Below are 26,562 nucleotides of genomic sequence, written 5' to 3'. Positions count from 1 at the left end.
CCGATGGTCCGGATCCTTCCCAAGACAAAAGCCGCGGCGGTCAATCCGCTGAAGTCGTCGCAGCCGCTGGGTGCGGCCTTGGCCTTTCTTGGCATCGAGGGTGCGATACCGTTGTTCCACGGCAGCCAGGGATGCACCAGCTTCGCGCTCGTGCTCTTCGTGCGCCATTTCAAGGAGGCTATCCCCCTGCAGACCACCGCGATGGACGAAGTGGCGACGATCCTCGGCGGGGCGGACCACCTGGAAGAGGCGATCGTCAATCTTAAGGGCCGCACAAATCCTAAGCTGATCGGGGTCTGCACGACGGCGCTAGCGGAAACCCGCGGCGAAGATTTCGCGGCCGACATCGCCAATATCCGGATCAAACGAGCTGAAGAACTCGCAGGCACGGAGGTCGTGCTGGCCAACACCCCGGATTTCGGCGGGGCGATCGAGGAGGGCTGGGCCAAGGCTGTCACGTCGCTGATCGGAAGCATTACGCGCCGCGGCGAGCTGCCGCGGCAATCGAACAAGATCGCGATCCTGCCCGGCTGGAACCTCACTGTGGCCGATCTGGAACATTTGCGTGAGACGGTTGAAAGCTTCGAACTCGAGCCGGTGATTGTGCCAGACGTCTCCGGCTCGCTCGACGGCACGGTGCCCGACCGCTGGGTTGCGACCACCTACGGCGGTGCCAAAGTCGACGACATCCGCGAGCTTGGCACGGCGGTGCAATGCATAGCGATCGGCGAGCATATGCGTTGCCCGGCCGAGCTGCTGCACATGCTGACCGACGTGCCTTACGCGCTATTCCAGTCGTTGACGGGACTGAAGGACGCCGACCGCTTCATCTCACTTCTGTCTGCGATCTCGGGGAAGCCGGTGCCGGCCGGTGTACGCCGTCGCCGGGCGCAATTGCAGGACGCGTTGCTCGACGGACATTTCCATTTCGGAGACAAGAAAATTGCGATCGCTGCCGAACCAGACCAGCTCTACCAGCTCGCGACGTTCTTCGTCGGCATGGGCTGCGAAATCGCGGCGGCGGTCACCACGACCGATATGTCGGAAGTTCTGGAGAAAGTTCCGGCCGACCAGGTTCAGATCGGCGATCTTGGCGATCTGGAGGCTCTTGGCGCCGGCGCTGATCTCCTCGTCACCCATTCCCACGGCCGCCAGGCGGCGCAGCGCCTCGGCATCCCACTCATGCGCGTCGGGTTCCCAGTCTTCGACCGGCTCGGCAGCCAGCACAAGCTCACAGTCCTCTATCAGGGGACCCGCGACCTGATCTTCGAGGTTGCCAACATCTTCCAGGCCAAGCGGCATGCGCCGACGCCTGAGACGCTTGATCCATTCCGCCACCGAGAAATGCCAGATGAGCTCAGTTCGTCGCCTCTCGCTCGTGTCTGACGAGGTTAACGCATCGATGCCGCTACGGCAGGCCGCCGCGCTGCGCGTGGCGATCGCCACGCAAGACATGAAGAACCTCAACGCTCATTTCGGGTCGGCCAAGCGATTTGCCGTCTACGACGTGACGCAGGAGGAGTGGCAGCTTGTGGAAGCCGTGGGCTTCGACGACGTTTCCGACGAGAGCGGAAAGCATCGCGGCGAGGGCGATGATCGCATCTCCGCAAAGGTGGAGGCGCTTAAGGGCTGTCACCTTTTGTTTTGTCTTGCCATCGGCGGACCTTCGGCAGCCAAGGTCATTTCGGCGAAAATCCTTCCGATCAAGGTGCCGCAGCCCCAAAGCATGCAAGAAGTGCTGCTGCGCACGCAGACGATGCTCAGGACGGCTCCTCCGCCCTGGCTGCGCAAGGTGCTGTCGCAGGCAGGCATTTCCAGGAAGAAGCCATCCTTCGAGGACGAGGACTTCAAATGAGGAGCAGGCGAAATGTTCGACGCCGTGCATAACCGCGAGGGAGGCGAGGATGAAGCGGCACTTGCCACGCCGTTCGTGAAGTGCCTCGTGCGGCTGATCCGAGCCCAGGATTCCTTCGGAGCATGGGAAGGCAAATCGGACGCCGAGCTTTTGGGAGACTTCATCCTCACAAAGGAAAAGCGCCGTGCGATCCCGATCATCGGCGATCCCGACCCTGACGTGCTGTGGAGGCTCAACATGTTTTACACCGCTGTCGGGCTTGCGATCGAGGAGCGCTCCGGCCTGATAGCATCGCCGATGATGGAGATCAGCCATGAGGGCTTCGGGCGCGTGCTTTTGACGACCGGGCGTTTGGTGCTCCTGTCGAAGACTCTGCGCGACGTCCACCGCTTCGGCTTCGAGACGTTCTGGAAACTCACTGCTGCGGGCTCGAAACTGGCCGGCGATGCAATTGCAGTAATTGATGCCCATCCCGAGGTGGCGAGGGGGTTATGAAAACGATGTTCGACCAAAGGAACCATGCCAGGCCTTGAAAACATGGCACGGCCTGCCGACCCGATCCGGGCGGTCGAGGCCGATCTGCTTCTTGGGGTGACGCCGATGAAGCCAGTGGTCCTGATCTGCTCGCAGGATGCGGAGTTGTATCTGTTCCTCAGCCATATTTTGGGCGTGGACGGCTTCACGAGTGAGCCGGCAGGCGGCGTCAAGGAAGCACTGGCAGCGGCCGATGAACGAGAGCTCCAGGCGGTGGTGCTGGATTGCAGGCCAGCAAGTGCGACAGGCTCCACAATCTGCGCAACATTCAAAAGCGAGCCCCGCACCGGCGGCCTTCCCGTCATTGCTCTGATTGCGCCGGGTGCTGAGAACCAGCATCTGGATCTTCTGAAGGCGGGCATTGACGAGAGCTTTGTGCGGCCGATCGCGCCGGCCACGCTGCTTGACTGCCTGCGAGCGAAGCTGGCGCTACCGAAGCCAGGTTCAAACGGGATCGAAAACGGCAGTTGGCTCTGCTGCGGCAGCCTTGAGATGAAGCTCGATGCCCACCGCGTTCGGGGTAACGGCCACGACATTCATCTGGGACCGCTCGAGTTCAACCTGCTGCGGCATCTGCTTGGGGCTCCAGGCAAGGTCTTCAGCCGAGACGAGCTGATCGAAGCGGCCTGGCCCGACAACATCCATATCGGTGCGCGCACCGTGGACGTGCATATCAGCCGGATCAGAAAGGCGCTGAAGGCGGCCTCGCCCGACAGCGTGATCCGCACCGTCAGATCGGCGGGCTACTCGCTCGAGAACTCGGACGACTGAAATGACAAACCAATCTGGCTCCGTCCCCATGCTCCTCGCAGGACCAGGTCTAAACGCTCCGAACATGCCGGCAGGTTCGATGACATACTCCGAAATGAGCAGCCCCATGGCCTTCAGGAGCGTACTCAGCGTGACGGGAGCTGGTCATTCCGATGAGGACGTCAAGATAGCCGCCGATTTGTGCGCCGGGGCCGGCGCCTATCTTTCGGTGCTGATCATGTCGCGCCCGCCGCTGGCTGGTTGCATTCCTGAGTGGCCTAGACGGCCCGCAGAGGCAATCGCCAGACTGGAAGAACGTTATCGGCAAATCGAGAAGTTCTCATGCGAGATGGCCATGCTGGAAAAGACGTCCAGGAACATTGAACGACTGCTGAGAGCCATGTGGCTTTGCTACGACGTCGATACAGACTATTGCGACCAGGCCGGTGTCGGTGACGCGGTGCGACGGCGGGCGCTCTGCAGCGACCTGACCGTGGTCGGCCCGGCACTTCTCAACGACATCAATCTCGGACCTTTTGTTATCAACGGCAGCTTGTTCGATACCGGAAAGCCCGTGCTCGTCGTGCCGAAAGGGGCAGAGCCAACTCTGTCGCCGCGGCGCGTCCTGGTCGGCTGGGATTCGCGTGTCGAGGCGTCTCGTGCGGTTCGGGAAGCGCTCCCTTTTCTACGTCGTGCCGAACAAGTTCGCGTCGCATTGGTCGATCCGGAAGTGACCTGCAGAGGAAACGGCACCGAGCCTGGAGCCGACGTCGCTGCCTATCTCACCCGCCACGGTGTTCGGGTGTCGGTCGATCGGCTTCCAAGTGGCGGCAAACCGGCGGCAATGGTGCTCGCGCAGCACGCGATAGACACGTGCGCCAACATGATGGTGATGGGCGCTTATGGCAGCCGGCGCCTGCGCGAGCGCCTCTTCGGCGGCGTGACGAGATGGGTAGAGGGCAAGCCGCGATTGCCGCTGTTTCTGGCTCGCTAAGTTTGTGAATGTGCGTCGATGCGGCTAGACGTTCTGGTCCTGGATTCCCTATCCTGATCGTCCAAACGACGCGAAGGATCGCGCCGACGCTTCGCCGAGCGCCTCGAGGCAGTTTACAGGCGCACCGCCCGGAAGAACATTGCGATCGCTGCAGCGCGCGGTCTGGGCGGCTTCTGCTCGCACGAGACGGTCCGCAAAAGCGAAGACCGACGTCGGCCTGGACGGACAGGCGCCAAAGAAACGCAGCAGGCGGTCCGCTAACGTGCTTAGATTCCCCGGCCTTGTCTCACACTCTCGCACGACCAGCACCTGCCACCCCTCTGCCGTCAGCGCGGCTTGGCTTTTCCTGTCCCGTTCCAGTTTCCGGGAAACTTGCTCTCCCAGCACGCAGTCCGGTTCTTTGGCTCTGAGGCAAGCGTGCAGCCATGCCTGCGCCAGAAGCATCCGTGCACGAAGACCAGCTTGCGGCGCCTTGGAAACACGAGGTCCGGACTTCCTGGCAGGTCCCGACGGTGAAGCCGGAAGCGGAAGCCAAGCGGGGGCACCAGCTGACGATCTTCGGGCATTGTGTGCTTTGCCTCGGATTTGAGACATAAGCGCCGCCGCTTCCCGCATCGAAGCGGTCTGCCATCGGGCCAGGTTGGCATTCATGCCGCGCCTAGGCTACTGGATTGTATCCCCGGCAGCTCCGCCGAGGGCGGCGTGAGCCTCCCCTGGGGTAGGGCGGACGGCCGCCGGACGACGAGCCTCACGATAGGCGTCGCAGTCATGACGTCCATCGGCCCATTCCGCCCAATACACAGTGGTCCCGTGGCCGCGCTCCTTTCCTTGGGAAGCGCTCAGCGCCTAGCTTATGTCTGAAACCTGACAACTTCACCAGCATGTCGGCTTAAGCGCAACCAGCTATCGTCGCCGGACAATCGGGTTTTTTAAGTGAAATCAACGCGCTGAACGCGCTGGCACGGCCTTTGCTTTGTGGACGTGCGGCAACACTGAATGCGGCATCACCGGACAAGTGCCGGCTGCATGCAGATGGAGGAGGCGAGTGACGGTCTCGTGCCATGAAGCCGCGTACCCTCGCTGAGGGGGAGAAAAACTCGCGCGTAAGGTCAGCCGGCGTTTGGCAATAGCCTTGGAGAGCAACATGGCGTTGCAGATGGACTCACCCGCTCCCCCGATGAAGGTCGAGACCTGGCTGCGCGGCGAGCCGCTCGCGACCTTCCAGCCCGGCAAAGTGTACGTCGTGGAGTTTTGGGCAACTTGGTGCGGGCCATGTTCGGAGGCGATGCTCAACCTGATAGAGCTACAGGACAAATACAAGGACCGTGGACTTGAGGTTGTCGCAGTCGCTGCCGATGAAGACGCTTCCTCGGCCTTTGAGGCCCGCCCCAAGCTGGACGCATGGCTCGCCGAAAACTGCTCGGATCTGAACTGTCGGATCGCCTTCGACACCACCGGCGGAATGAACAAGCTTTGGAGGGAGCCCAGCTTCTCGGTCGGCATTCCAACCTCCTTCGTCGTCGACCGAGACGGGCACATTGCCTTTATAGGTCATCCGAAGCAGCTCAACGATGTTTTGCCGAAGGTGCTTAGCGGCAGCTGGCGCAGCAGCGACGAAGCGAAAGCCGCCGACACGGCGCGGATCGCCAGGAACGGCGCGATAGCGCGCGAACAGGCCTTGAAGAAGCCAATCTGCGACAGATTCTGCGCCGCGGTAAAGAAAGAGGACTGGAACATGGCGCTCTCCGCGATCGAAGAGCGCATCGCCTTGTCGCCTGACGATCTCAATTTCCGCCTGGCCCGTGTGCATCTGGTGCTCCACAAGATGCAGGACATGTGGACCGGCGTGCCTCTCATGGGCGAATTGGTTCGCGACGCGATCGACAGAAACTGCGAGAACTGGATGGTGGCGGCGCTGGGCCAACTCTTCGGCCCGGGGCATGACCATTCGCGCTTTCCGCCTGCGGAACGCTTCGCGATGGGCAAAAAGCTATCGGAACAGATCCTCGCCCTCAATCCTCCGCACAGCAGCGGCTCCAAGTTCCGGTCCTATCCGGCGGTCGCCAGCTACTATTACGAAAGTGGCGACAAGGATCGCGCGATCGAGTTGCTCCAGCTGGCAATAAAGTCGCTTGACGGTCCGCAGCCTCTCCCGGACGGGCTGAGAGAACATCTCCTGCCGGATCTGCGGCAGGCCTTGGCCAGCTATAAGGCGGGCAGGGGTGCTGCAGCGCTCTTTGCGCGGCTGCGCAAGACAATGTCCCCGCCTGACCAGGGCGGATCCGGCTGGAGAAAATACATCAAAAGGGGCGTCAACTTGAATGCTTGCTGGCCATTTCATCTGTTCCGCTGGCGCCGTCACGGCAAATAGGCCCGATGCGGTGCTGGGTGGATCGTTTACGGCAGGTCCGAACCTCGAAGGCTGCGATGACCTGCGGTCGCGCCGCGGTGAAAGTGACGTTGGACGCCAAGTACCGCCGAGGCAAGATCGAGCGGTTCAAGACGCGTCAACCGGTCACCAGGACATTCGGATTGAATTGCCAGCTCCGGGCTGGGCATCGGCCAGTCCGGTGTGCCCGAGCCAGACGTTGCCGGAAAAAGAAATCGCCTTTGAAGGAAGAGGAATGGCGAAAAGATGAACTGTGTGACGCCGATCAGTCCGACAGTCGACGAGGACGAGCTAGCCCTTGCCGCACCGTTCGTGAAATGCCTGGTGCGGCTGATCCGTGCTCAGGAGCCCTGCCACTTGTGGGAGGACAAATCGGACGCGATGCTCTTGGCCGACTTCATCGTCACAACACAAAAGCGCCGCGCGATCCCAGGTGAGGGCTATCCCGATCCTCACGCGCTGTGGAAAATCGACATGTTCTACAGTGCCGTCGGGCTCGCGATCGCGGAGCATTTCGGCAAGGTGAAATCGCCAATCATGGGTGCCAAGCCCTCGACGCCTTTGGGGGCGGGCTTCTCGGTGCCAAGCGTTGGGCCGTTTTTTCCAGAGATCCATCGTTTCGGCTTCGAGTCACTCCGGCAGCTCGCGGAAGCGGGCACCAGACTGGTCGACGTTGCGACAACAGATATTGAAGCCCCTGAGGAGACGATGGCCAAATGAAATCGAAGGAAGGATCGCTGTCGGATTTTGAGGCGTTGCGGAAGAAAGTCCGCAAGCTGCAATCGCGCGCAGCAGCCGCGAAGATGGAACTGCACGATCTTGCCGAGGACCTCCCGGTCAACTGGACCGAGATCAAGGCGACTGCCGAAAAAGCCTTCGGCGCATTTGCCGAGCTGGATTCCGCCAGGACAGAGCTCGCCGCGCTGGAGAATGGACTATGACGAACGCTTTCGTCACCCGCGACGGCTCCGAATGGATGCCGCAGTATCTCACCGCGATCGACAGCACCACCTGCATCGGCTGCGGTCGCTGCTTCAAGGTCTGCTCGCGCGAGGTCATGCATCTTTACGGCGTCGACGACGCAGGCGAAATCCTCGGCCCTTGCGACGGCGAAGAGGACGACTTCGACGGCGAACTCAATCGCATGATCATGGTCGTCGACCATGCCGGCCGCTGCGTAGGCTGTGGAGCCTGCACTCGCGTCTGCCCGAAGAACTGTCAGACCCATGTCGCAGCCGACAAGGTCTCTGCATGAACAAGCGGACCAAAAAAGGAGAAACGGCGATGCGCTTTAGAAACTTTTGTCGCGCTCTATGGATGATCCTGTGCAGCAACGCTGTGATTGTCTATTTCGGGTCTCATTCAATCCGCATAGCGCTCGTCACGACGCTGGCTTGTTCACTACTCCTCCAGCTGGGTTATTTCGCAAACGTCCTTTTCCTGATCTGGCGCGCTGGCCACGACAGCAGAGCCAGCCGAACGGCCGAGACCCACAAGTTGCGACAGGTTGGACACCAGCTGTCAGACGATCATGAGGTGCGAAGGATCGAACCTTTAGAGGTGCTCCAGTTCGTTCCAATCGGCGGATTGTCGCCGTTCCGCTGAGGCATGGTGAAAAGACCGGAGCTTGGATCCGAGCCTTTTTGGATCAACCACGAAGATTGGGCGGATCGAGCCTTGCAGATCATCCTTAATATCGTCAGGGACGACCGCGATCCGGTCATTCCGATGTCGGGAGAGGCAGTTCTCGGCGCGAAAATCACTAGCAGCCCATCGCGGCAGGCCGGCGCGTCAATTGGTGGTCTCCATGGCGAATAGCGCGCTGGAACTATGCCGAAGCTCTCCTGAGAAGTTGTGCAGGCACAGCTGACATCAGGCCAAACACGCTCCCCTGAAAATGATGTGGATGACGGGTTTCAGCTCATTCGCGCATCGCTGGAAAGAACATGCTGAAAAAATTCGAACGCTATCCGCTCACCTTTGGGCCGACCCCCATCGAGAAGCTCGACCGGCTCAGCGCGCATCTGGGGGGAAAGGTGGAAATCTTCGCCAAACGCGAGGACTGCAACTCCGGACTCGCCTTTGGCGGAAACAAGCTGCGCAAGCTCGAATACATTATCCCTGACGCCATCGCGTCGGATGCCGACACCCTGGTAACGGTCGGCGGCGTGCAGTCCAACCACACGCGGATGGTTGCCGCGGTCGCCGCCAAGATCGGCATGAAATGCCTGCTGGTTCAGGAGAGCTGGGTTCCGCACGACGATGTCGTCTACGACCGGGTCGGCAACATCTTGCTGAGCCGCATCATGGGAGCCGAGGTGCGCCTGGTTGAGGAAGACTTCGACATAGGGATCCGCCGCAGTTGGGAAAAGGCGCTCTACGACGTCAAGGCAAGGGGCGGCATTCCTTACGCAATACCAGCCGGCGCGTCCGTTCATCCCTATGGCGGTTTCGGATATGTCGGGTTCGCCGAGGAGGTGCACGCGCAGGAGAAGCAGCTTGGGTTTAAATTTGACTTCATCGTCGTGTGCACTGTCACAGGCTCAACGCATGCCGGCATGCTCGTCGGATTTGCAATTGATGGCCGGCATCGCAACGTCATCGGCATCGATGCCTCCGCCACTCCCTCGCAAACCAGGGCGCAGGTCCTGGATATTGCCCAGTATACAGCCGAGCTCGTCGACCTCGGAATGGAAGTGGCCGACGATGACGTGGTGCTGCTCGAGGAATACGCCGGCCCGCGTTACGGCATTCCGTCGGAGGAAACCAAGGAAGCGATCCGACTGTGCGCACGGCTCGAGGGTATGATCACCGATCCCGTGTACGAGGGTAAATCGATGCATGGGATGATCGACCTCGTCCAGAAAGGCTTTTTTCCAAAGGGCTCGAGGGTTCTTTTCGCGCATCTCGGCGGTGCCCCGGCGATCAACGGCTATGGTTACACCTTTCGCAACGGCTGACCCGTGCGCGACGCTTCAGCAGCGACCCGCTTGGGAGCCGCCGCGCCGGCTGCCGGCTGGGGAGCCGATGCATCTAGAGCGGCCGGCGCAGTCGCCCGTGGATATCGCCATGAATTTATAAAGCTGACGAAGTCGGTGGGGCGCCGCCAAAATTCCGGGCTCGTGTTGGCCTGCATCACGTGCGGTTCCCAGATGCATCACTTGGCCTGGCGGGCTGGGTTGCCAGCGCATTCCGCCCGCGTCTGCCGGGCCGGGTTTGACGATGAGATCATGAAGACAATCACGAGCGCATTGTCCTTGACAGGACGTCCGTGATCTCTTCTCCGGGTTTCACCGCCCGGGTGCGGAGCTGAGGATCGAGCGACTCAATGCCATGTGCAAACCCACGGTGTCGCGCATCCGACTATGGGACCTCGTCCGCGATAGCTTTGTCGACACTGGGTGCGGAGGACGTTTCAACTCTAGTCGCGCTCCTCATCTGAAACTGGGATTTTTCCATGAACGGATTCGTCCTGGTGTCCGCTCCCCTCACGTGAAATCGCGTCGATCGCCTCATCAGCGCCTGTCTATGAAGGAGTTGGTTGCACCGCACAGGAACAAAGGCCTGACCCGGCGAAGTCCCGGACATGCTCGGGCGCCAATTCATTCGCAGCTAAAGTGTGAGCGCTGTGACCGCCGGCTGACATTGTTGAGTTTCTGGACCTGACTGAAGTGCTTGAGGTCGACGTCTGCCAGCTGCTGGCGCAAGTACGTCGCCACCGCGACCGCTATCGGGCACCCATATTGGTTGAGGTCGAGTCCTGTCGCCTCAATCGGCCGAGGCTGGGACCCGTGGACTTTGGCTTTGTTCACTCTGCTCAAGCCACGATACGCGAAACGATCCGCTCGGGACGGTTCTGCCGTCGCGTAGGAAATGGACATCCAGGTCGCGGTATAAGCTCACGAATCAGGCGGCGTGCTGGGTACAACAGGGGTTTGTACTTCGAGCGCGAGAGCTCGCAGCCTCTTTGGTTCTTCATCATGCCTGTTGCCAATGCCGCTTCCAAAACGGCGCCAGCAACGTAGGTGTCCGATGTCCTGAGGCTGACCCGCGGCGAATTCACCATGACCGGGCTTTCGCCTCAGTCTAAATGCCCGGTCTGGCCAGGCATGCATGGATGCGCAACCCGGGCTCTCGCTCAGATCAAGGGGGATGCGGCAGACATCATGACCGAATGTGAGTCTTCTGGTTCGACAGCGGCGACAGTGTTGTCATGCGTAAGCTCGGCGCAAGGGCTTTGCTCGCCTTCATATTGGCGGTCGGCGCGAAGCTCAGCGCAGGCACGACCGACACGCCGGTCTAGGCTTGTGTCCAGCTGTCGCAAAAGCGTGTTTGGATCTTGTGCGCCCAGCGCACCGAGGCCCTGTTTCCAAACGAGATAAACCACTGCCAGGGAGTATGCGACCTGCATGAGCAAAACACAAAGGCCAGCTTGCACAAACACGGCGGTGAACGACCCGGTCAGGCAATAAGTGGCGATCGCGAAAACAGCCAAAGTGCCGACTATGCCGCTGACAAATCGGACTGCGGCCATTTGCTCAATCCGGTCTTTCGCTTGCCGAACCCTCGGCTGGTTGAGCGGCGTTTTTGAAGAGTACGACCAAATAGTCTTCGCAGGAGCCATTCCCCTGGGCTTCGCACGCACGGCAGCTGAGACCGCTTCAGGTTCAATGAGGCTATCTCAGGCCCAGCACTCGCGAAATGACCCCAACGCCGGTGAATTGAACCGCGTCGGGATCCGAAAACAAGGTGACCGCCCGGAGCAAGCACGCGAACCACATTTTCGAGCGCCGTTCGCAGTTCCGCTATGCCTGGGGGATGGCAAAGCACGTCGGTCCCAACGATAAGGTCGAACAACTCCCTGACTGCGCTGGGTTCGTCCTCGCAGACCACCCAATCGATGTGCGAGAAATCCTGGATGCGCAGGCGCGTCAGACAAGGCGCTTTCGGCTCGACATCCAAGACAGTGAGCCGTTCGCAATGCGGCGCTAGCTGTTCCGTGAAAGCCCTGGTCCCGCATCCGACCTGAAGCCCCTGCGTTACGGGGCCCCCGCAAAGTGCGAGCCGCAATAACTGCCTGTTCCAGTGGCGCTCAAAGGTGCTCGCGTTGGTTGGCCCAGGATTGCTCTCGGCCAATTCCAAACATAAGGCATGATGATCGTCATGCGCCAATGATGTGCCCTCCATCATCTTTGCGCGCATTAGGCCAAGGCTGCATCAGCGGGATCTGTCCCCAGCGGGCAACCTGGGGCAGCATGCGGCATGCGAAGTGGCTTTATATTCCCGGTAAACGCCGAACCTAACGGCATCGGAGTCAGAGCGTTGTTCTCCACATTATCTTTTGCACCGAAGAAGAGGCGGGATGGCCAATAGATGGTCTGCGGGCCATGGGTTTTGTCGGGCAGTGCGACCCGGAGGCGGAGTGCGTATTGTCCAATGGCGACAGGAGGAGGGGCGAGATCTTGCCTTGCCACAAAGAGCGTCCTAATCCACCGCACCTCAGAGCGCACCAACGGACCTCCTACGGCCACTTCCTGAAGCACGGGACAGGCTCTTTCGCTTGCCATCGACTTATCGGCAGATATTGGAGCCTTTTTTAATTTATACCTGTCGATCAGAACAATGGATTGTTTGGATATAAAACATCGACGCAGTGGATGTCTGAATGGACTTGTAATGCACAGCTCGCGACCCTTCGTGAGGTGTTATCTCGTTGAGCGAGCACTTCGGGAGTTCACGCAGAGCCACGTAGCATCGCAATTCAGAGCTCTCCGGTCTCGGCTCCCACGGCCCAACGTTCGGTTCCGCCGAGCTATGCCATAAGGCCCGCGTCGCCATGCGGCCAAGCCCGACGGTTGCTGGCATCGTGGAGGCTTGACCCGCGCAAAATCTTGCGGATCCCGCTGATGAGCTGCTCCGGGACCGCCATCGACAACGCTGCATACCTCGGACGAGGAATCGATAGCACGATACCGCCATGGCCTTCACGTGCTCCGGGTTGAACCTTCTGGGCAATCTTTAGGGTAAAACCTGGCGAGTCCATGCGCGCCTTGAGTATGTTCATAGCGGGCCGCGTCTATCTATTGAGTACGGCTCGGTGCCTCATCACACCAGTGTCATCCCGAGCGACGTCTTGTTCGGCTTCTTGCCTGCGGCTTTAACGGCTCCAGTTCCGCGGCCATCGATTTGCCTGGTGGTCAAATCGCACGCTCTCTTTCGCCGGTTCGGCAAGTCGGCGCTTTGTCAACGCCATCTCAGCACCTGCCGCACGCTATCACTCACGCCTGCCCCAGCAGATGCGGGCGATGACGAGAAGGCCGTTGGAGCACCGCCAAGCCATCTCCAGGAGGACCTCGACGATGGCGCCCACCAATCGGCACCACGCTTTGCAGATGACCGGTTTGATACCGCGCAAGCCTCCGCCCTTCAGCAGTGACCAAGCGTCAAGCTCTGCGGTGCGGCGGCCGACCTGACGACGGCGAGAACTTCGTCGCCGCACAACCCGGCGATGCGGATCGCACCCATCTACTGAAACAGGGCAGGGCTCGCTCGCGTGCACGCGGTCGCCAGGCCCTTTGTGAGAAACACGACAGTTTCAGGTCGAAACACTCGGTTTGGCTCCGATACGAGAGTGCGTCGGAAGCGAAAGATACCGTTTCCCAATGCTTCTTCTCGTTGGCACGACAAATGCAATGCTTTTGGCAGAGCGTTCCGGAGAGCCAGGGATGAGCAGTCATCTCAGGCACCGACGGAGCCCACGGTCTGTTAGATACTTGGAGAAAACATGATGACAAACGTGCGGTTGGTTGCGGCACAAGGCGCCTCAGCGCTTATGGTCCTCATGGGAGTGAGCCCAGAGGCCTTGGCGGCAGACCCTGTGCAACCCTTCATCGCACAGGACCAAAGGACGGTGGAGACGCCGTCCCCATGGCAGATTCGCATACGCGCGTTGGGAGTGAAAACCAACGATTCAGGTTACGTCGGCGGGATCGCCGGTTCCAATCTCTCCTATTCAGACACCGTAACCCCGGAATTCGACATCTCCTATTTCTTCACAGAAACCATCGCTGCCGAACTCATACTTGCCACCACCTCCGCCAAAGTCGACGGCACCGGAGCGATTGGACCATTGGGCAACGTCGGAAAGGTATGGGTGCTGCCACCCACTCTCACGCTGCAATATCATGTTAGCCGGTTCGGAGCCTTCCGACCCTATGTCGGAGCAGGCCTGAACTACACCGTCTTCTACAATCAGAGTGTCGGAAGTGCCGATGCTCTCCATGTGAAGAACACCTTTGGCGCCGCGCTGCAGGTCGGTTTCGATTACATGCTGGACCGGCACTGGGGGGTCAACTTCGACGTCAAGAAGCTTTTCCTGCAGCCAGATTTCACCGTCAAAGTGGCTGGCACCGATCTAAGGGGCAAGGCCAAGCTTGACCCTTGGCTAATTGGTGCGGGCCTCGCATACCGCTTCTAGTGGTTGGCCATGTGAAACCTTCGCCACCGACTGGCGAAACGCCCCGATGTAGCTGCGACGCCGACATTCTGGCTTGGGTGATATGTCGCCAGCAAACGAGCCTATGTGCAACTTTGTTCAATGAGGCACCACGTGCAGAGCCCTACGATGAATACTGACGTTTTCGCGGCTTATGAATCTAACGTCCGTCGCTACGGCCGGTCCTTTCCCACAGTCTTCAATAGGGCCCTTGGAGCGACAATCTGGGACGAGGCCGGCAATCCATATATCGATTTCCTCGTAGGGTCGGGCGCCCTCAATTACGGTCACAACAACCCGAAAATTATTGCGCCTGCGGTTGAATATCTCGTCGGCGAGAACATTCTGCTATCGCTCGATATGTATACGTCCGCAAAACGTGAATTCATCGAAGTGTTTGTGGACTCGATTCTTAAGCCCAGGGGCCTTTCCTACAAGATACAGTTTCCTGGGCCCACCGGCACAAACGCTAATGAAGCAGCGCTGGCGCTGGCGCGAAAATATACCGGGCGCTCGAGCGTCATGGCATTCACGAATGCCTTCCATGGCATGTCGCTTGGGTCTCTGGCGGTTTCGGGTTCGGCGTCGACCAGGGAATTGGGCGGTGTTGCTCGCCACGATGTGATCCGCGTCCCCTACGATGGATATCCGAACCAGGATTTCGATTCCGCCAGCTACATAGACTTCGTATTGGGCGATCCAGGTAGCGGCATTGAGAAGCCAGCCGCTATCATTCTGGAGACCATTCAGGCGGAGGGCGGAATGAACACCGCGTCAGCTGCTTGGCTTGCAGAAATTCAGCGCATTTGCCGCAAGCACGGTGTTGTTTTGATCGTCGACGACATTCAGGCGGGTGCAGGACGAACGGGCGAGTTCTTCTCATTCGAGTTCGCGGGTATTGATCCCGACCTCGTCTGCCTTTCAAAGTCCTTGAGCGCATCAGGTAGTCCGTTCTCAATCGTTCTGATTCGCCCCGAACTGGACATTTGGAATCCCGGAGAACATAGCGGGACATTCAGAGGCAACAATCTCGCCTTCGTGACTGCAGGGGCGATGTGCAAACTGTGGTCCGACACGCAGTTCACTGCAGGCGTCGAGCGAACAGCCGCCAAACTGCAGAGACACTTGGATGGCCTGGTTGCGAAATTTCCCACTTGCATCGAACAAAAGCGCGGTCGCGGTCTGATGATCGGTCTCAAATGCCGCTCACAGGCTGTTGTCAGCCGTGTGCACGATGTCGCATTCGAAAACGGCCTGCTGATCGAATCCTCAGGACCAGATCGCGACGTCATCAAAGTCCTGCCACCTATAACCATCACCGACGACGAACTCGATCATGGCATCGACATTCTGGACCACGCACTGAAGGAGCAAGCCAATGGGCACTAACCAAGCATCTCAGAAGCCTGCTATCTCACCTCCTACAATCAGGGAACGAACCGGCTCGATCGCTATCGCAGACATCATCTCAGTGCTGAAAGGGGAGATCACCGCTCTGCACATCAAGGAAGCTTTCAGTACGGAAATAGCTGAAGAAATCACCGCGAACTTTGTTGGCAGCCCTGGCCTCAGGCAGCGCAAAGATGGCGTCCCCGGACAATATGTCGGCGCATCTCACTACAGGAAGGATGCAGCCACCTATTTCGCAGAGGCGGAAACTGCGCGACCGTACGTCGATGCCCTTTTCGGCGATTTGCTTGATCCGGTTCGAGCACTATTCGACGCGTTGAAGCGCGAGCTTCAAAAACAGGGCATTGAATTGCGGCTGGCCCGTTCGGAGCACGGTCAGGCTAATGTTTGTCGCGCTCTCAGTTGGTGTGGCAGCGGCACATTCTCCTTGGACCCCCACGACGATGTCGCTCAAGTCCTATGTGCGGGGGAGGGTTACGAGATCTCTGCGGTGGCGCACAACACCGTCGCAGCGCTCAACTTCTATCCTAGCATGGCCGAGAAGGGTGGCAATCTGCGGCTATGGTATCACAAGCCGACAGTCAGTGACCGAAAGTCGCAAGGTGTGGAGACCACGGGATACCCGTATTCGGCAGCCTATCTTCAAGACATTCCTTGCCGGGAATTCCAGCTCAAGCCCGGGGACATCGCCCTAATCGACGGCGGTTTTGTCCATGGAGTCACCGGTCAATTAGGCAACCAAAAGCGTCGCCTGGTGTTGAACAGTTTTTTCGGGTTTGCGCGGCGGGATCTTGTACTCTGGTGGACCTGAATCTGAAGGATAGGCTGGCCCGTAGTCAAGTTTGACGGAACTGGAGAGTGGGAATGCAAAAATGAAAGCTCAGCCGCGAGTTTCTAGCCCGTCTTATTCGAGAGCGATTTGGTTGCGTAGCGGCGGCTCGTGTGGCCATGAGGGGGTGAGGCGTTTGTTTCACCGCGACACAGCTGAACTTGAGGAATGCGCTGGAGGTTGAGACGGTCTTGTCAAGCGGGGCTTTGCTGCCCCGCCTCTCAAGGTGCGGCCGGCTGCAGGTTGGTTGCGACGAGGCGGAACAGGCCGGCCTCTGGACAGGCTGCGGCGAAGCCCAGGCGAATGCGCAAGACGGTTTCGATGACGCAGGCGCCGAGCTTAAGGAGCCTGAGGCGCAGCGTTGCGAACTCGGCTTTGGCGAGATGATGGGCGAGGCATCGCGCAGCGTCAGCATCAGCCAGTATGCAGCGGTGTGCAAAACGGGGCGGACCTGGTTGGCGAGCTGCAGCTGGTGCGGTCGGAGGCAAGCTGCCTCTTGTGCATCTTGATCAGGTTTTCGGCCTGGGCGCGGGCGCAGTAGATCAGGTCATAGAGATGCTCGGCCGAGCCGCTGTCGAGATTGGTGACGACGAAGCGGATGTCGAGGCCCATCGCGGTTGCCTCGATGCGAGCGCAGACGAGACGCTTAAGCTTCCAGGACTTCGCCTTGCAGTGGGGCTCGGCATAGCCGCGCAGCACAAACTTGCGCTCGAGCGCGCGGCGCGTGCGGATGGCGTCGGCGCTCTCGTCGAGGAGCCGCTGCAGAACCTTGTTGCCGGGTAGGCCGAAGAAGTAGTCGATGCCGTTGTTCTCGCACCAGGCCATGACTTGTGCCCGGCCATAGTGGCCATCGGCGCGGATCAGGATACGGGTGGTCGGCCAGCGGAGGCGGTGCGGCGCACGAGGCGAGGGAGATGGCCGCGGATCTCCTTGCCTGTCGGGATCTTGCCGGGGCGCAGGATCATGGCGACTGGGGGGCCGGTGGCGGCGTCATAGACATGGATCGGCAGGAAGCAACGCTCGTCACGTTGAAGAGCGACAGCTGCTGATGGCCATGAACGACATCGAGCGTCGACGTCGAGCGTGACGCTTGTCAATGGGCGCCGAAGTTTCCGCGAATGTGGGCATCCAATTTTCCCTAGCTGACAGGCGAATGGGCTCGGTGATCAGCCGGCATCTTGATCGTCGGATCTCGCTCCTGGCGGCCGGCCGCGTTTTTTCGGCGGCGGAGGCGGGTTGATGTGCGCTTTTGATCGAACGTGCTCGGGGACGAGATCGGCGTGCTGTCGAAGGCGGTAGCTTGATCCCTCGATCTGGATAACGACGGCGTGGTGAAGCAGGCGATCAAGAAGCGCGGTTGCGACAACCGGGTCACCAAAAACCTCGCCCCATTCTGCAAATCCGCGGTTGGAGGTGACGATCATGGCGCCCTTCTCGTAGCGGGCGTTGACGAGCTGGAAGAACAGATTGCCGCCGCCAGGCACGACCGGGAGATAGCCGATCTCGTCGACGACGAGCAGCGAGGCGCGGCATAGATAGCGGATACGCTCGCGCAGTTGACCCTCGCGCTCGGCCTTGGCGAGCGAGGCGATGATGTCGGCGAGCGTTGAGAAGTAGACGCTCTTTGCGGCCTTGACGGCCTCGACGGCAAGCGCGGTCGCCAAGTGGCTTTTGCCAGTGCCGGGCGGGCCGAGAAGATGGACCACCTCGGCGCGCTCGATGAACTTCAGTTCGGCCAGCGCCATGATGCGGTTGCGATCGAGCGATGGCTGGAAAGCGAAGTCGAAGCCGGCGAGAGTCTTGACGGTGGTCAGGCGCGCCATCATCAGAGCAGCCTTGATGCGCCGACTTTCGCGCAGGGTTAGTTCTTCCACCAGAAGTTCGTCGAAGGCCTGGATGCCGTCGATCTCGCCCTGCTCAATGCGCCGCAGGGTCGCGTCGAGTGCTTCGAGCGCCCGCGGCATGCGCAGCCCGACCAGGCTCTTCCTGATGCTGTCGATCGTGGATGCGCGCATGCTCATGACCGGCTCCCCTCGATCGCCAGTCGCTCGGCGACGGCCTGATAGAAGTCGAGCGAGCGCCGGACGACATGGTCGCCGAGACGGCCCACGACGATATCCGGGGCCCTCTTCCTGGCCGCGTGGCGAGCTGCCCCCTGACGATGAGCCGGATCGATCCGATATTGGCGGCGTCCCTCGAGCCTGCGGGCCAGGAAGAAGTCCTCGCGGATGTAGCGGAATGGTCGCTCGACTTTGCCCTTGGTTTTGGCGCGATACGGCCGGCAAGCTCTGGGCTGGAAGCCAAAGTGCTTGGCCAGCGCCAGCAGCGAACGATTGTAGATGATGTGGCCTTCGTTATCTTCGCCGGTAACCGCCGTCTTCATCCTGTCGTAGAGGATCTCGATCGGCACTCCTCCAATGGCGTCGAGAGCCTGCATATGACAGCGCAGCAGCGTCTGCAGGTCCTGGTGCATGACGTAGCGGGCGAAGATGTAACGCGAGTGGCCAAGCACGAGCGAGAACAGCCAGACGATGCGCATCACGCCCGGCGCGTCGGTGAATTCCGTGACGAAGCGCGCGAAGTCGACCTGTGCTTGATATCCGGCCGGAGTCTCGAACCGCACCTCAAAGGGACGGACCTGCTCCTGCGGCCGGATCGCGGCCACGAAGCGCTTCACGGCGGTATAGGCGCCATCATAGCCGCGCTCACGAATCTCGCGCGTCAGGCGCACGGCGCTCAGATCGGGAAAGGTCGAGACCCGTTCGCGCAGATAGTCGACAAACGGCGCGATCTTGTTTGGCCGCCCCGCCTGCCGCGGGCCATAGGCGCGGAGTTCGAGCCCACGCTCGATGTATTTGCGGACTGTCTTGGGATCGCGCCCGGTTCGCCGGGCGATCGCGGTCACGGACAGGCCCTGACGGTGTAGATCCAATATCATCAGAAGTTCTCCAAGTTGGACCACCAGCGCCGCTCCCGTCCCGCAAAGGCTGCTGGAACGGACTATCGACACCGGGGCGAAAGCCGCCAGTTCCGGGACGCGTCCCGGAACTGGCGGCAGCAGCGCCAACTAGGGAATTTTCGATGCCCACAATCAGGGAATATTCATCGCCCGATGACAACGCTTTTCGGCGGCGCGGCGCAGCTCGACAGCCAAAGGTCGACTAGCACGCGGCCGAGCCGGATGACCGTCCTGATGTCGGCCAGGTTCTCCAGCCGCGAACGGAGCGGCTGCGAGCACAGGTCGATGCCGCTGTCGGGCAGTCGCCCGCGGTTGAGCTTAAGGCCGGGTCGCTGCGCAGCCGGTCGAGATCGTGGCATCCTCGTAGCCGCAGGGGACGAAGATGCGGGCCCGCACAATGTCGGCCAGGGCATGCCGCACCCGCCGCGCATCACGTGGATGGTGTATCGCAGTGGCAAGTCGGTCGGCCAGTCGCAGGCGCCGTTCCGCCGCCGCAGCAGCATCACGCCGCCATCCGAGGTGATGCGGCCGCCATCGAACAGCTGTGACCTTCTTGTGTCCGATGGCTGGAAAACAGAAAGGCAGCACCGTATCGTCGGTCATGGCGGGTGTGGCTCTCGAGATGTCGGTCGCAGGGTAGGTTTTACCAACCAAATCATACGTTAAATCAAGTGCTTAAGATACATCCGCCAGCCGCTTCGAGCCCAGTGCTATGCATAAGACGAGTTAGCTTGACGCGGTGTGGACGACGCACTTGCTGAATCAGCATTGGAACCCCACCACCGGAATGGCGTTATCCGGGTTATGCGGCTGCAGCATTCGAATTAAAGAGCTCGCCAGTATTGAGCAGAATGCCGGCGCCGGGTCCTACACACTACCAGGTTCAACGGTTCAACAGGTCGTCCGTGAAGAATGCGACCTCCCGGCATCAGCAGCGGAAGGGCGCACCTTCGGGGGCTGTACCGGCTCTACTGCGGCGTCAGGCTAATCGCTGCCGGAGGGGTGACGTTGCTTTGGTTGCGAGTATCGCCAGGATCTAGGCGCAGAGAAGGCCCAGCCGGTTGAGCAGAAGGCTGAAGGGTTTTTGCCGCTCTTGATCGCTCTGCTTCAAACCCGGCTCAAGCCGGTCGCCGCTTAGAGACCAAATTGCTCACGTCGACAAATCAGCTCTTGCTATTTCTGGGCGGGAAACAAGCTAGACTCCGGTAGGGGACACGAGGAGATCAGTTCTTCGTCAGGGGTTAGCTCTCATCTCGTCCGACAAACTTGAAACGCGCAACGCTATGTCGGCCGTCGATACTGACGGGCACCTCGCCCTCTATAGTCGCGCGACGGACGACGCGACGCTGGTCGCCGTAGTCCTTGGTCGCACAATGCATCGTAGCTCGGTTGTCCCAGATAGCGACATCACCCTGCCTCCACTTCCAGCGCACCGTGTTTTCCTGCGCGGTGATATGAGCCTCAAACAGATCGAATAGCCTCCGGCTGTCATATATCGAGAAATCAACGAACCGTGCTACGTAAGAGCCGAGCACCAGTGTGCGCTCGCCGGTCTCGGGGTGGACGCGTACGACGGGATGCTCGGTCTCGATCCTCTGTCCGGCAAGAGCGTCGGCATGCGGCCTCTTATAATGATCGCCTGGGAAGCTATGAACAGCCCAGAGGTCGTCGGCAAGCCGTTGTAGCGGCAGCGGCAAGTCGAGATATGCGGCCGCCGTGTTTGACCACACCGTGTCGCCGCCGACTGGTGGGATCACAACGCCTCGCAACACCGAAATCTTAGGATAGGCGTCCATGCAGGACCAATCGATGTGCCAAACGTCGGCCTGGATATCTCCGCCCGCGGAATCAATGTCGAAGATTGGCATCGATCCCTCCGGATATGGCGAAAGCTTCCCGAAACGAAGAGCAAAGCGCTCCTGCTCGGCGTCGTCGAGATGACCCTGGTCACGGAAGAAGACGACCTTGTGCTCTAGCACCAGCTCGTTTATCGCAGCGATGGTCCGATCCGGCAAATCGGCCGAGAGCTTAATGTCACTAATTTCAGCGCCGATGCGCATTGTGCATTTAGCTACGTCCGCACGTCGACCGACACCGTCGTTAAAGTAAACTTCATTCATGAAGAGCTTCTCCATCTTAGGTTTCCTTGACAAGCAAATCTATTCAGAACGACCTTTGATCTTAAACAAATAATACTTCCTCCTCTCCGGTGGTCGAGATTGGTACCACGCCTCTACATCCATCGCACCTCCCACATTCAGTAGGTTGATCCTACCCGAGCGAGAGCGGCGCTACGGTCTCGCCTGAAGGATAAAACTTGCCGCTGCAGATGAATGCGACTTCCGCTGCGTGCGCAGGCGAGACTGGCGTCCAAGGCTCTCGTTCAAGATCGTTCGCGCAATGCGACCGTTTAAGGATTCGGCATTGTTCGGCATGCTGTACTGGGAAACGGGACTCTGCACAGCGGACTGCTGCGGCGGCCAAAGAGAACAACCAAAGGGTGAGGCCGCCGGCGCTGGCCCGCAAAAGATTAATATAAGTTATTTCCATTTATAGTTATGACGGATACATGAAACAAGTTTATTGTAATTTAATTGGACAATAATCAATCTATCCAAACAGATGTTATAACTTTGTAGATGCACGTTGCACGCGGCGGTGGGCAAGGTCCGCACGTTACGGCGGCGGCTTTGCGCAACCGCCGCCATGATCCAGTGCAAAAGCTGAGGGGCAGAGATTATGACAGGCCGGAGCATGGTTACTAGTATATCTGACGTTCTGGACCAGAAGGCGGACTGCCCTGAAGCCGACATGAAGGGGTTTGCGCTCGAACTCGGCCGATTTCTCGACCAGGCCGATGGCATTGGTCAATCCGATGGGTTGTTCGACCAGTTATCAACGTTTGCTCTAAAGTTCGATTGCCCGTGGGTCGCCTATAGCTCTCTTGCCCTTCGAGGAGATCAAAAGTTTACCCCACGTGACCGGCAGGTCATACTCAATTTCCCAAGTGAATGGCAGAAGCGCTATGTCGAAATGGGTCACGACAGAATAGACCCAATCCTGAAGGTAAGTCGAAAGCGCGCAGACGCTTTTCGATGGAGTGAGATATACAACGACGCAAGCACGACTGATGACGAACGTCGAGTTTTTGATGAAGCTGCTGCATTCGGCCTGAAGTCAGGAATGAGTGTACCATTGCATGAACCGAATGGCACCTTCGCTGTAACTAGCTTTGCTCGGTCTAAGCGCTTAGAATTTGAGAGTAGAACGGTTACATTCCTAGAATTAGCCGCTTTTCACTTCCACCGTAGAATATCGAGCATAATGAATCCTCGCTACATCGTTGAACCTCCCGGCCTTTCGCAGCGAGAAAAAGAGTGTATTCTGTGGGCCGCGAGAGGGAAATCGTCCTGGGAGATTGGAAAAATTTTAGGAATTTCAGCAAACACCGTGAATTTCCATATTAAAAATGTGGCGCGGAAATTGGATGCTGCTAGCAGAACGGTCGCCGCTATAAAGGCCTTGGAGTTCGGGATTATTAAATTGTAAGAACTGAACATCGCGCCTTTTCAGGGGGGCCGATGTGGTGCGCTGCGGCTTGAAGTCGTTCATTCTTCCTGCTCACCATCGGTTGGAAATGACAACATCGACCAATTAATCAACCTAAGAGCACGTTGAAGTATCGCCTCGGTCTCAGCAAGATTGGGTGACACGGCCACAATATGTCCAATCCAATCTCGGTAATCACCATTCCTGACGATCGGCGTCTTTGATTCAGCATACAATTTGACCTCTACGACGCCTGGTACAGCAGCCGCCTGACTGTCGCCGCCGATCCAATCGAGGATGCCATCACGATCAGGTACCAGGAATCGCGCGGCCGCTGTCTGCGAATGTGCCCTGCCCAAATCCCATTCGTCACCGATAACAAGCTTGACGTGTTCGGTGATGAGGTCAATCCCATAAGCTAGTTGGACCAGTTGAGGCTCAAGTGCGCCGGCAAGTCGCGGATTGACTTCGATGACAACCGGGCCGCGCTTCGTCCAACGGAGTTCTACATTTGTGGGCCCCCAGCCAAGACCGAGAGCTTGCAAACAGGTCAGCGAAATATTGGTGATGGACTCTTTCGCGTCATCCCCCAGCGGGGCTGGAAAGGTTGTATTATGGAAGACGAAATGAGGTGGGGGCCCGAAATCAGCGGCGACAATCCCTACAACCTCGTTCCCCATTATTTCGACGCTGTAAAAGGGGCCTTGTGCGAATTCTTCGATCAGTATCCTCGGCGGAGTTTGCAAGAAGCACCTCCCGCCCCACAGATAGCTCGTGTGTTCGGCTATCTCATCGGCGTTTCGGCACAATCGGACACCGCTGCTGCCGCTGCCCACAGTTGGCTTGACAATCACCGGCAGTCCGATCTCCGCAACGGAGCCAGCGAATTCTATCGGATTCGTGGCCAAGCGACAAGCAGGTACCGGAACGCCGGATTGCGCAAGGAGCTGACGTTGGGTGAATTTATCGCAGCATCGCTCAAGGGACGCGGGATTCGGCCCTGGTAGATCGAAATGTCGGCAGAGTTTGGCAACTGTAGCACTGACCGACTCATCGTCGCCCGAGAAGCCAGTAATGCCGACAATGTCATAGATAGCACGTAGCCGAGAACATTCGCCGATCAGGGCATCGAGATCGTCTGTAGCGACGCGGATAGCTTCAACCTGTTCCGCCGCAAGATAATCGTAGCAGCTTGGATCAGACGCCAAGCTAATTGGATAAAGTCCAAGACGCTTGACCGCTTGGACGTACAGCAGACCACTAGTTCTGTGACCTTCAACCAGAATGAGCGCCTGCCTTGCCATTGACATTGTCCTCTTTTGCGTTCTGCATGGCGGCCCTCAGCCAAAATTGGCATCATTTCCTGTAACTTAAACCCGACAGTGCTCATATGCCAACGATTTGCGACATTCGAGCAGCTTCATGTGGTTTCTCTGCGGAGATGGCGACCGCTTCCGGCGTAATGTATCTTCACCATGTCATGCAATTGCCGTGCCATTGAAACCATTGTTGTGCGAGAGTGTAGCATCTGTACTCCGCGTCCCGCCGGCGGAATACTCATACTCAATCTGTCGGTTTCAAAACAATGAATGTGTTCAACCGGACACTTTTAGAATCGGCAACACGGATCTCGAATAGACTGTCACTTGCTGGATAGTTGGCTTACCGTTGGTCGAGCTCCGCGCCCATGCCATTCGCCCGTTGGCCCGGGAAAGATGGCGATTGAGTACCGAAGTCGGACGGAGCTGTAGTCGCCATTCATTTTCACGCGGCTCTCTTGCGCAGGGTCGGCCTGCCAGACCGCTTCCGCCGGTCGGGGGATGTGGATGCGCATCTGGGTTTGCAGCAGCCTCCCAGTCCCGATGAGACCGATATCCGGGGCAAAGTCAGCCGCTGCGGGGGCGAACTCGCCTGCACAGCGCTTTACGAAGCGCTCATGCACTGCTCGCTGCAAGAAATGGTCTCGCCTGCGCGCGGGGCATGAACATCGCCAAGCGGCGCCTATGGCGCGAGCCGGTGTCGCTACTGCCCGGAAGCTCGCCGTTATCCTTCATCTCATGTGGAGCGACGCGATCAAGTTCCGCCTCGGCAAGGAACCAGACCGTATCGGCATGAAATGAACAACTGACAAACGGAGAAAGAGTTTTCCCACATAAAGGGTTGATCGTCCCCATGGGGATTATGGGTAAGGCGATCTCGTTATCAGGCAAGATCCTGGGGCGAACTCTCCCACGGTCGTTCAACAGATTGAGACGCCTCGTTCTCCTGACCTCGCCATGCAGCGGCCCAGCGCCGACGCGAAGAGAAGCGAGCGACCCGCGGGGCGACTCGGTGCGAAAAAACGCAACAGGAGCTTGACCTTAACAACCCTGATAGAGAACGCTGTTAGCTCTTATGACCGTGGTCAAGGGTGATGGATGAACTTTTCCGTCCCATGTCCTTGCCACAGGTTTGTTTCCGTTGACTGGAGGACAGCACGGGGATGGGATGGGCCTTCAGCCGACGGTCGATCAAGCTCTTATCTGCGGGTTGGTTACCGCACTTCCGCAATTCGTCTTGGGGCTTTTCCCTGCCTGATGACGGGCTTTGGAGCGATGCTCAAGCCGCATAGGAGTTTCCCCACCGGTCGCCACGTCCCGACTCCGTGCTGCCCGGGGTGTGGCAGCCGGCTTGAAAGCGGTCAAATGGGGCTTCGATCCGGCGGCCCCGTGCGAGCGGAAGCGTTGCCGCTCAAGCGCGATCTTCAAGGCACAAGCGAACCGCATCGTCAGCGCGCCGGTTCGATCTGGTGACCGATGGCCTACAGGAAGGCTGCTATCTCGCGCGCGATCGCGGCAACGACGATGGGTTTGCCGCCCGCCGTCATCCGGCGGTAGCGGGTGCAAAGCGGGGTCTGCCCCTTCTAGGCGATCTCGCGTACCGCCTTCGGCAGGCCCTCGAGCCGGACGCGAATGGGTTCGGTCACCCGGGCGGGATAGCGGTAACTCCAGGTGCCCTCGACCAGCACGCGACGCGCACGGCAATTGCCGGTAAGCGCTTGGCCGCCGCGCTTGACCGTCTCGGCGGCGGGCGCTCCGAGGGCACCAGGCCGAGAAAGCCCTTCAACTGGCGCGGGTTGTCGAAGCAAGCTGCGCACATCGCCGACTTCGCTGACGAAGGTGACGGCAACCATGAAGGACACACCGCGCAGTGCCTGATAGGCCACCACCACCGACGCGCCATCGACCAGCTAGGCACCAGCTCGGCTAGCTGTCGTCCAATCGCTCCAGCCGAGCTTGCGCATCGGTGATGACATCGAGCTGGTCCTGGAACACGATCTGCTGGGCCGGATGGTCGAACTTTTGCGCCGCCAGCCAGCGGGCATGGGTCTGACTCCAGTGCTTATGGCCGCTAAACACCCGGCCATGGCGCAGCAGAACGAAAGCAGCATCTGGTGCTTCTTGCTAGGTCCTCGCCCGCCGCGGCCCGCACCCGCGCCAGATCGCGCACCGCCTCGTGCACGTGTCGGGAACCCAAATGCCGTTCAGTTCGCCAACTCGCAACTGCGGTGCCAAGCTGACCGCATCGCGTCGGTTCGTCTTGACGCGCTCGCCCGCCCGCTTGGGGATCAGCGAGGGCGCAACGGCATCGCAGCGGCGCGCGCGCCTACCCCAACGATCTGCCGGCACGGCCCTAGCCGGTCGGGCCGGCTTCGTAGCAAAAATGCAGTCGCGGATACTTTTGCGCCAGCTAGCGCACGAAGCGCGCGACCGCCGCCTCTGTCGCTTCGATCTCGCCAAAAGCGGATCTCTCCCTCCC

Annotated in this window: 25 protein-coding genes and 4 pseudogenes; 17 read left to right on the top strand and 12 right to left on the bottom strand. The window is 59.4% G+C overall.

Features of this window, described 5'->3' with window-relative positions:
- The first annotated feature begins 3 nt into the window (after positions 1–3).
- The 5 genes from nifN to DPM35_RS29610 all read left to right on the top strand — a co-directional run bounded on the left by nifN (position 4) and on the right by DPM35_RS29610 (position 4,133).
- On the top strand, positions 4–1,386 hold the full coding sequence (nifN, locus tag DPM35_RS29630) for a nitrogenase iron-molybdenum cofactor biosynthesis protein NifN (RefSeq protein WP_112131040.1): 1,383 nt from the start codon (positions 4–6) through the stop codon (positions 1,384–1,386).
- On the top strand, positions 1,352–1,855 hold the full coding sequence (gene nifX / locus DPM35_RS29625; RefSeq protein ID WP_112131039.1) for a nitrogen fixation protein NifX: 504 nt from the start codon (positions 1,352–1,354) through the stop codon (positions 1,853–1,855). Before nifN ends, nifX begins: the two co-directional genes overlap by 35 nt.
- 12 nt (positions 1,856–1,867) lie before the next feature.
- Positions 1,868–2,350, top strand: a complete 483-nt coding sequence (locus tag DPM35_RS29620) for a NifX-associated nitrogen fixation protein (RefSeq protein ID WP_112131038.1) — start codon at positions 1,868–1,870, stop codon at positions 2,348–2,350.
- Between the two features lie 24 nt (positions 2,351–2,374).
- Positions 2,375–3,160, top strand: coding sequence for a winged helix-turn-helix transcriptional regulator (locus DPM35_RS29615; RefSeq protein WP_112131037.1), 786 nt, complete (start codon positions 2,375–2,377; stop codon positions 3,158–3,160).
- Positions 3,161–3,266: 106 nt separating this feature from the next.
- A complete protein-coding gene (locus DPM35_RS29610) occupies positions 3,267–4,133 on the top strand; it encodes a universal stress protein (RefSeq protein WP_112131035.1) in 867 nt (288 codons plus the stop codon).
- A gap of 326 nt (positions 4,134–4,459) precedes the next feature.
- Here the strand turns inward: DPM35_RS29610 and DPM35_RS33025 are convergent, their stop codons facing one another.
- Positions 4,460–4,699 (bottom strand): hypothetical protein, encoded by a 240-nt coding sequence (locus DPM35_RS33025; RefSeq protein WP_245431705.1) that lies wholly within the window; start codon positions 4,697–4,699, stop codon positions 4,460–4,462.
- A 578-nt stretch (positions 4,700–5,277) separates the two neighbouring features.
- Here DPM35_RS33025 and DPM35_RS29600 point away from each other — a divergent pair.
- From DPM35_RS29600 to DPM35_RS29570, 7 genes are all read left to right on the top strand, one after another.
- Complete coding sequence (locus tag DPM35_RS29600) at positions 5,278–6,504, top strand: TlpA disulfide reductase family protein (RefSeq protein WP_245431704.1); 1,227 nt, start codon at positions 5,278–5,280, stop codon at positions 6,502–6,504.
- A gap of 264 nt (positions 6,505–6,768) precedes the next feature.
- Positions 6,769–7,242: a DUF269 domain-containing protein gene (locus DPM35_RS29595; RefSeq protein ID WP_112131033.1), complete on the top strand. Its 474-nt coding sequence runs from the start codon at positions 6,769–6,771 to the stop codon at positions 7,240–7,242.
- 17 nt (positions 7,243–7,259) lie between these two features.
- Positions 7,260–7,463, top strand: coding sequence for a CCE_0567 family metalloprotein (locus tag DPM35_RS29590; protein WP_112131153.1), 204 nt, complete (start codon positions 7,260–7,262; stop codon positions 7,461–7,463).
- Positions 7,460–7,777: a ferredoxin III, nif-specific gene (gene fdxB / locus DPM35_RS29585; protein ID WP_112131031.1), complete on the top strand. Its 318-nt coding sequence runs from the start codon at positions 7,460–7,462 to the stop codon at positions 7,775–7,777. The genes DPM35_RS29590 and fdxB overlap by 4 nt, the downstream gene beginning before the upstream one ends.
- On the top strand, positions 7,774–8,127 hold the full coding sequence (locus tag DPM35_RS29580) for an exopolysaccharide production repressor protein (RefSeq protein ID WP_245431703.1): 354 nt from the start codon (positions 7,774–7,776) through the stop codon (positions 8,125–8,127). The genes fdxB and DPM35_RS29580 overlap by 4 nt, the downstream gene beginning before the upstream one ends.
- A gap of 72 nt (positions 8,128–8,199) precedes the next feature.
- Positions 8,200–8,340 carry a hypothetical protein gene (locus DPM35_RS32670; RefSeq protein ID WP_181592220.1) on the top strand — a complete coding sequence of 47 codons (141 nt, stop codon included), beginning with the start codon at positions 8,200–8,202 and terminating at the stop codon, positions 8,338–8,340.
- A gap of 128 nt (positions 8,341–8,468) precedes the next feature.
- Positions 8,469–9,482 (top strand): 1-aminocyclopropane-1-carboxylate deaminase, encoded by a 1,014-nt coding sequence (locus DPM35_RS29570; protein WP_112131027.1) that lies wholly within the window; start codon positions 8,469–8,471, stop codon positions 9,480–9,482.
- 1,178 nt (positions 9,483–10,660) lie between these two features.
- Here DPM35_RS29570 and DPM35_RS29560 read toward each other — a convergent pair.
- Together DPM35_RS29560 and DPM35_RS33385 are read right to left on the bottom strand one after the other, a co-directional pair.
- A complete protein-coding gene (locus DPM35_RS29560) occupies positions 10,661–11,056 on the bottom strand; it encodes an exopolysaccharide production repressor protein (protein WP_181592219.1) in 396 nt (131 codons plus the stop codon).
- On the bottom strand, positions 11,026–11,709 hold the full coding sequence (locus DPM35_RS33385; RefSeq protein ID WP_425373431.1) for an SAM-dependent methyltransferase: 684 nt from the start codon (positions 11,707–11,709) through the stop codon (positions 11,026–11,028). Before DPM35_RS33385 ends, DPM35_RS29560 begins: the two co-directional genes overlap by 31 nt.
- 1,600 nt (positions 11,710–13,309) lie before the next feature.
- Between DPM35_RS33385 and DPM35_RS29550 the strand changes: the two genes are divergently transcribed.
- The 3 genes from DPM35_RS29550 to DPM35_RS29540 all read left to right on the top strand — a co-directional run bounded on the left by DPM35_RS29550 (position 13,310) and on the right by DPM35_RS29540 (position 16,238).
- The gene (locus DPM35_RS29550) at positions 13,310–13,999 is read left to right on the top strand and encodes an OmpW/AlkL family protein (RefSeq protein ID WP_112131151.1); all 690 of its coding nucleotides are present in this window, start codon (positions 13,310–13,312) and stop codon (positions 13,997–13,999) included.
- 147 nt (positions 14,000–14,146) lie between these two features.
- Positions 14,147–15,406 (top strand): diaminobutyrate--2-oxoglutarate transaminase, encoded by a 1,260-nt coding sequence (ectB, locus tag DPM35_RS29545; RefSeq protein WP_112131150.1) that lies wholly within the window; start codon positions 14,147–14,149, stop codon positions 15,404–15,406.
- Complete coding sequence (locus DPM35_RS29540) at positions 15,396–16,238, top strand: 2OG-Fe(II)-dependent halogenase WelO5 family protein (RefSeq protein WP_112131019.1); 843 nt, start codon at positions 15,396–15,398, stop codon at positions 16,236–16,238. Before ectB ends, DPM35_RS29540 begins: the two co-directional genes overlap by 11 nt.
- Positions 16,239–16,477: 239 nt before the next feature.
- Here DPM35_RS29540 and DPM35_RS33185 read toward each other — a convergent pair whose 3' ends face one another.
- The 6 genes and pseudogenes from DPM35_RS33185 to DPM35_RS29515 form a co-directional block, all read right to left on the bottom strand.
- The gene (locus tag DPM35_RS33185; protein WP_281004654.1) at positions 16,478–16,744 is read right to left on the bottom strand and encodes a transposase; all 267 of its coding nucleotides are present in this window, start codon (positions 16,742–16,744) and stop codon (positions 16,478–16,480) included.
- Positions 16,671–17,353 (bottom strand): annotated as a pseudogene (locus DPM35_RS29535) (transposase). Before DPM35_RS29535 ends, DPM35_RS33185 begins: the two are co-directional and overlap by 74 nt.
- 69 nt (positions 17,354–17,422) lie before the next feature.
- The gene (gene istB, locus DPM35_RS29530) at positions 17,423–18,277 is read right to left on the bottom strand and encodes an IS21-like element helper ATPase IstB (RefSeq protein ID WP_112131017.1); all 855 of its coding nucleotides are present in this window, start codon (positions 18,275–18,277) and stop codon (positions 17,423–17,425) included.
- A 104-nt stretch (positions 18,278–18,381) separates the two neighbouring features.
- Positions 18,382–19,218, bottom strand: a pseudogene (gene istA / locus DPM35_RS29525) (IS21 family transposase); the annotation flags it as partial.
- Positions 19,219–19,367: 149 nt separating this feature from the next.
- Positions 19,368–19,818: pseudogene (locus DPM35_RS29520) on the bottom strand (transposase); the annotation flags it as partial.
- A 638-nt stretch (positions 19,819–20,456) separates the two neighbouring features.
- Complete coding sequence (locus DPM35_RS29515) at positions 20,457–21,335, bottom strand: TauD/TfdA dioxygenase family protein (protein ID WP_112131149.1); 879 nt, start codon at positions 21,333–21,335, stop codon at positions 20,457–20,459.
- A 691-nt stretch (positions 21,336–22,026) separates the two neighbouring features.
- On the opposite strand from DPM35_RS29515, the gene DPM35_RS29510 reads away from it, so the two are divergent.
- The gene (locus DPM35_RS29510; protein WP_112131148.1) at positions 22,027–22,764 is read left to right on the top strand and encodes a LuxR family transcriptional regulator; all 738 of its coding nucleotides are present in this window, start codon (positions 22,027–22,029) and stop codon (positions 22,762–22,764) included.
- Positions 22,765–22,823: 59 nt separating this feature from the next.
- Here the strand turns inward: DPM35_RS29510 and DPM35_RS29505 are convergent, their stop codons facing one another.
- Positions 22,824–24,068 carry an ATP-grasp domain-containing protein gene (locus DPM35_RS29505; RefSeq protein WP_112131013.1) on the bottom strand — a complete coding sequence of 415 codons (1,245 nt, stop codon included), beginning with the start codon at positions 24,066–24,068 and terminating at the stop codon, positions 22,824–22,826.
- Between the two features lie 437 nt (positions 24,069–24,505).
- On the opposite strand from DPM35_RS29505, the pseudogene DPM35_RS33020 reads away from it, so the two are divergent.
- Positions 24,506–24,884, top strand: a pseudogene (locus DPM35_RS33020) (IS110 family transposase); the annotation flags it as partial.
- A 782-nt stretch (positions 24,885–25,666) separates the two neighbouring features.
- On the opposite strand, the gene DPM35_RS32665 reads toward DPM35_RS33020, so the two are convergent.
- Both DPM35_RS32665 and DPM35_RS32660 read right to left on the bottom strand, forming a co-directional pair.
- A complete protein-coding gene (locus DPM35_RS32665; protein WP_181592217.1) occupies positions 25,667–25,975 on the bottom strand; it encodes a hypothetical protein in 309 nt (102 codons plus the stop codon).
- A gap of 34 nt (positions 25,976–26,009) precedes the next feature.
- Positions 26,010–26,162, bottom strand: coding sequence for a hypothetical protein (locus DPM35_RS32660; protein WP_181592216.1), 153 nt, complete (start codon positions 26,160–26,162; stop codon positions 26,010–26,012).
- Between the last annotated feature and the right edge of the window lie 400 nt (positions 26,163–26,562).

It is taken from the genome of Mesorhizobium atlanticum (genome assembly GCF_003289965.1).
Lineage (GTDB): Bacteria > Pseudomonadota > Alphaproteobacteria > Rhizobiales > Rhizobiaceae > Mesorhizobium > Mesorhizobium atlanticum.
The sequence above is the reverse complement of the archived record's forward strand: the minus strand, read 5'-3'. Positions and strand labels throughout refer to the sequence as shown.

Excerpts from the sequence above, each read along its gene's own strand:
- nifN (WP_112131040.1), top strand. The coding sequence starts at position 4 with ATGGTCCGGATCCTTCCCAAGACAAAAGCCGCGGCGGTCAATCCGCTG.
- nifX (WP_112131039.1), top strand. The coding sequence starts at position 1,352 with ATGAGCTCAGTTCGTCGCCTCTCGCTCGTGTCTGACGAGGTTAACGCA.
- DPM35_RS29620 (WP_112131038.1), top strand. The coding sequence starts at position 1,868 with ATGTTCGACGCCGTGCATAACCGCGAGGGAGGCGAGGATGAAGCGGCA.
- DPM35_RS29615 (WP_112131037.1), top strand. The coding sequence starts at position 2,375 with ATGCCAGGCCTTGAAAACATGGCACGGCCTGCCGACCCGATCCGGGCG.
- DPM35_RS29610 (WP_112131035.1), top strand. The coding sequence starts at position 3,267 with ATGGCCTTCAGGAGCGTACTCAGCGTGACGGGAGCTGGTCATTCCGAT.
- DPM35_RS33025 (WP_245431705.1), bottom strand. The coding sequence starts at position 4,699 with ATGCCCGAAGATCGTCAGCTGGTGCCCCCGCTTGGCTTCCGCTTCCGG.
- DPM35_RS29600 (WP_245431704.1), top strand. The coding sequence starts at position 5,278 with ATGGCGTTGCAGATGGACTCACCCGCTCCCCCGATGAAGGTCGAGACC.
- DPM35_RS29595 (WP_112131033.1), top strand. The coding sequence starts at position 6,769 with ATGAACTGTGTGACGCCGATCAGTCCGACAGTCGACGAGGACGAGCTA.
- fdxB (WP_112131031.1), top strand. The coding sequence starts at position 7,460 with ATGACGAACGCTTTCGTCACCCGCGACGGCTCCGAATGGATGCCGCAG.
- DPM35_RS29580 (WP_245431703.1), top strand. The coding sequence starts at position 7,774 with ATGAACAAGCGGACCAAAAAAGGAGAAACGGCGATGCGCTTTAGAAAC.
- DPM35_RS29570 (WP_112131027.1), top strand. The coding sequence starts at position 8,469 with ATGCTGAAAAAATTCGAACGCTATCCGCTCACCTTTGGGCCGACCCCC.
- DPM35_RS29560 (WP_181592219.1), bottom strand. The coding sequence starts at position 11,056 with ATGGCCGCAGTCCGATTTGTCAGCGGCATAGTCGGCACTTTGGCTGTT.
- DPM35_RS33385 (WP_425373431.1), bottom strand. The coding sequence starts at position 11,709 with ATGGAGGGCACATCATTGGCGCATGACGATCATCATGCCTTATGTTTG.
- DPM35_RS29550 (WP_112131151.1), top strand. The coding sequence starts at position 13,310 with ATGACAAACGTGCGGTTGGTTGCGGCACAAGGCGCCTCAGCGCTTATG.
- ectB (WP_112131150.1), top strand. The coding sequence starts at position 14,147 with ATGAATACTGACGTTTTCGCGGCTTATGAATCTAACGTCCGTCGCTAC.
- DPM35_RS29540 (WP_112131019.1), top strand. The coding sequence starts at position 15,396 with ATGGGCACTAACCAAGCATCTCAGAAGCCTGCTATCTCACCTCCTACA.
- istB (WP_112131017.1), bottom strand. The coding sequence starts at position 18,277 with ATGAGCATGCGCGCATCCACGATCGACAGCATCAGGAAGAGCCTGGTC.
- DPM35_RS29515 (WP_112131149.1), bottom strand. The coding sequence starts at position 21,335 with ATGAATGAAGTTTACTTTAACGACGGTGTCGGTCGACGTGCGGACGTA.
- DPM35_RS29510 (WP_112131148.1), top strand. The coding sequence starts at position 22,027 with ATGAAGGGGTTTGCGCTCGAACTCGGCCGATTTCTCGACCAGGCCGAT.
- DPM35_RS29505 (WP_112131013.1), bottom strand. The coding sequence starts at position 24,068 with ATGGCAAGGCAGGCGCTCATTCTGGTTGAAGGTCACAGAACTAGTGGT.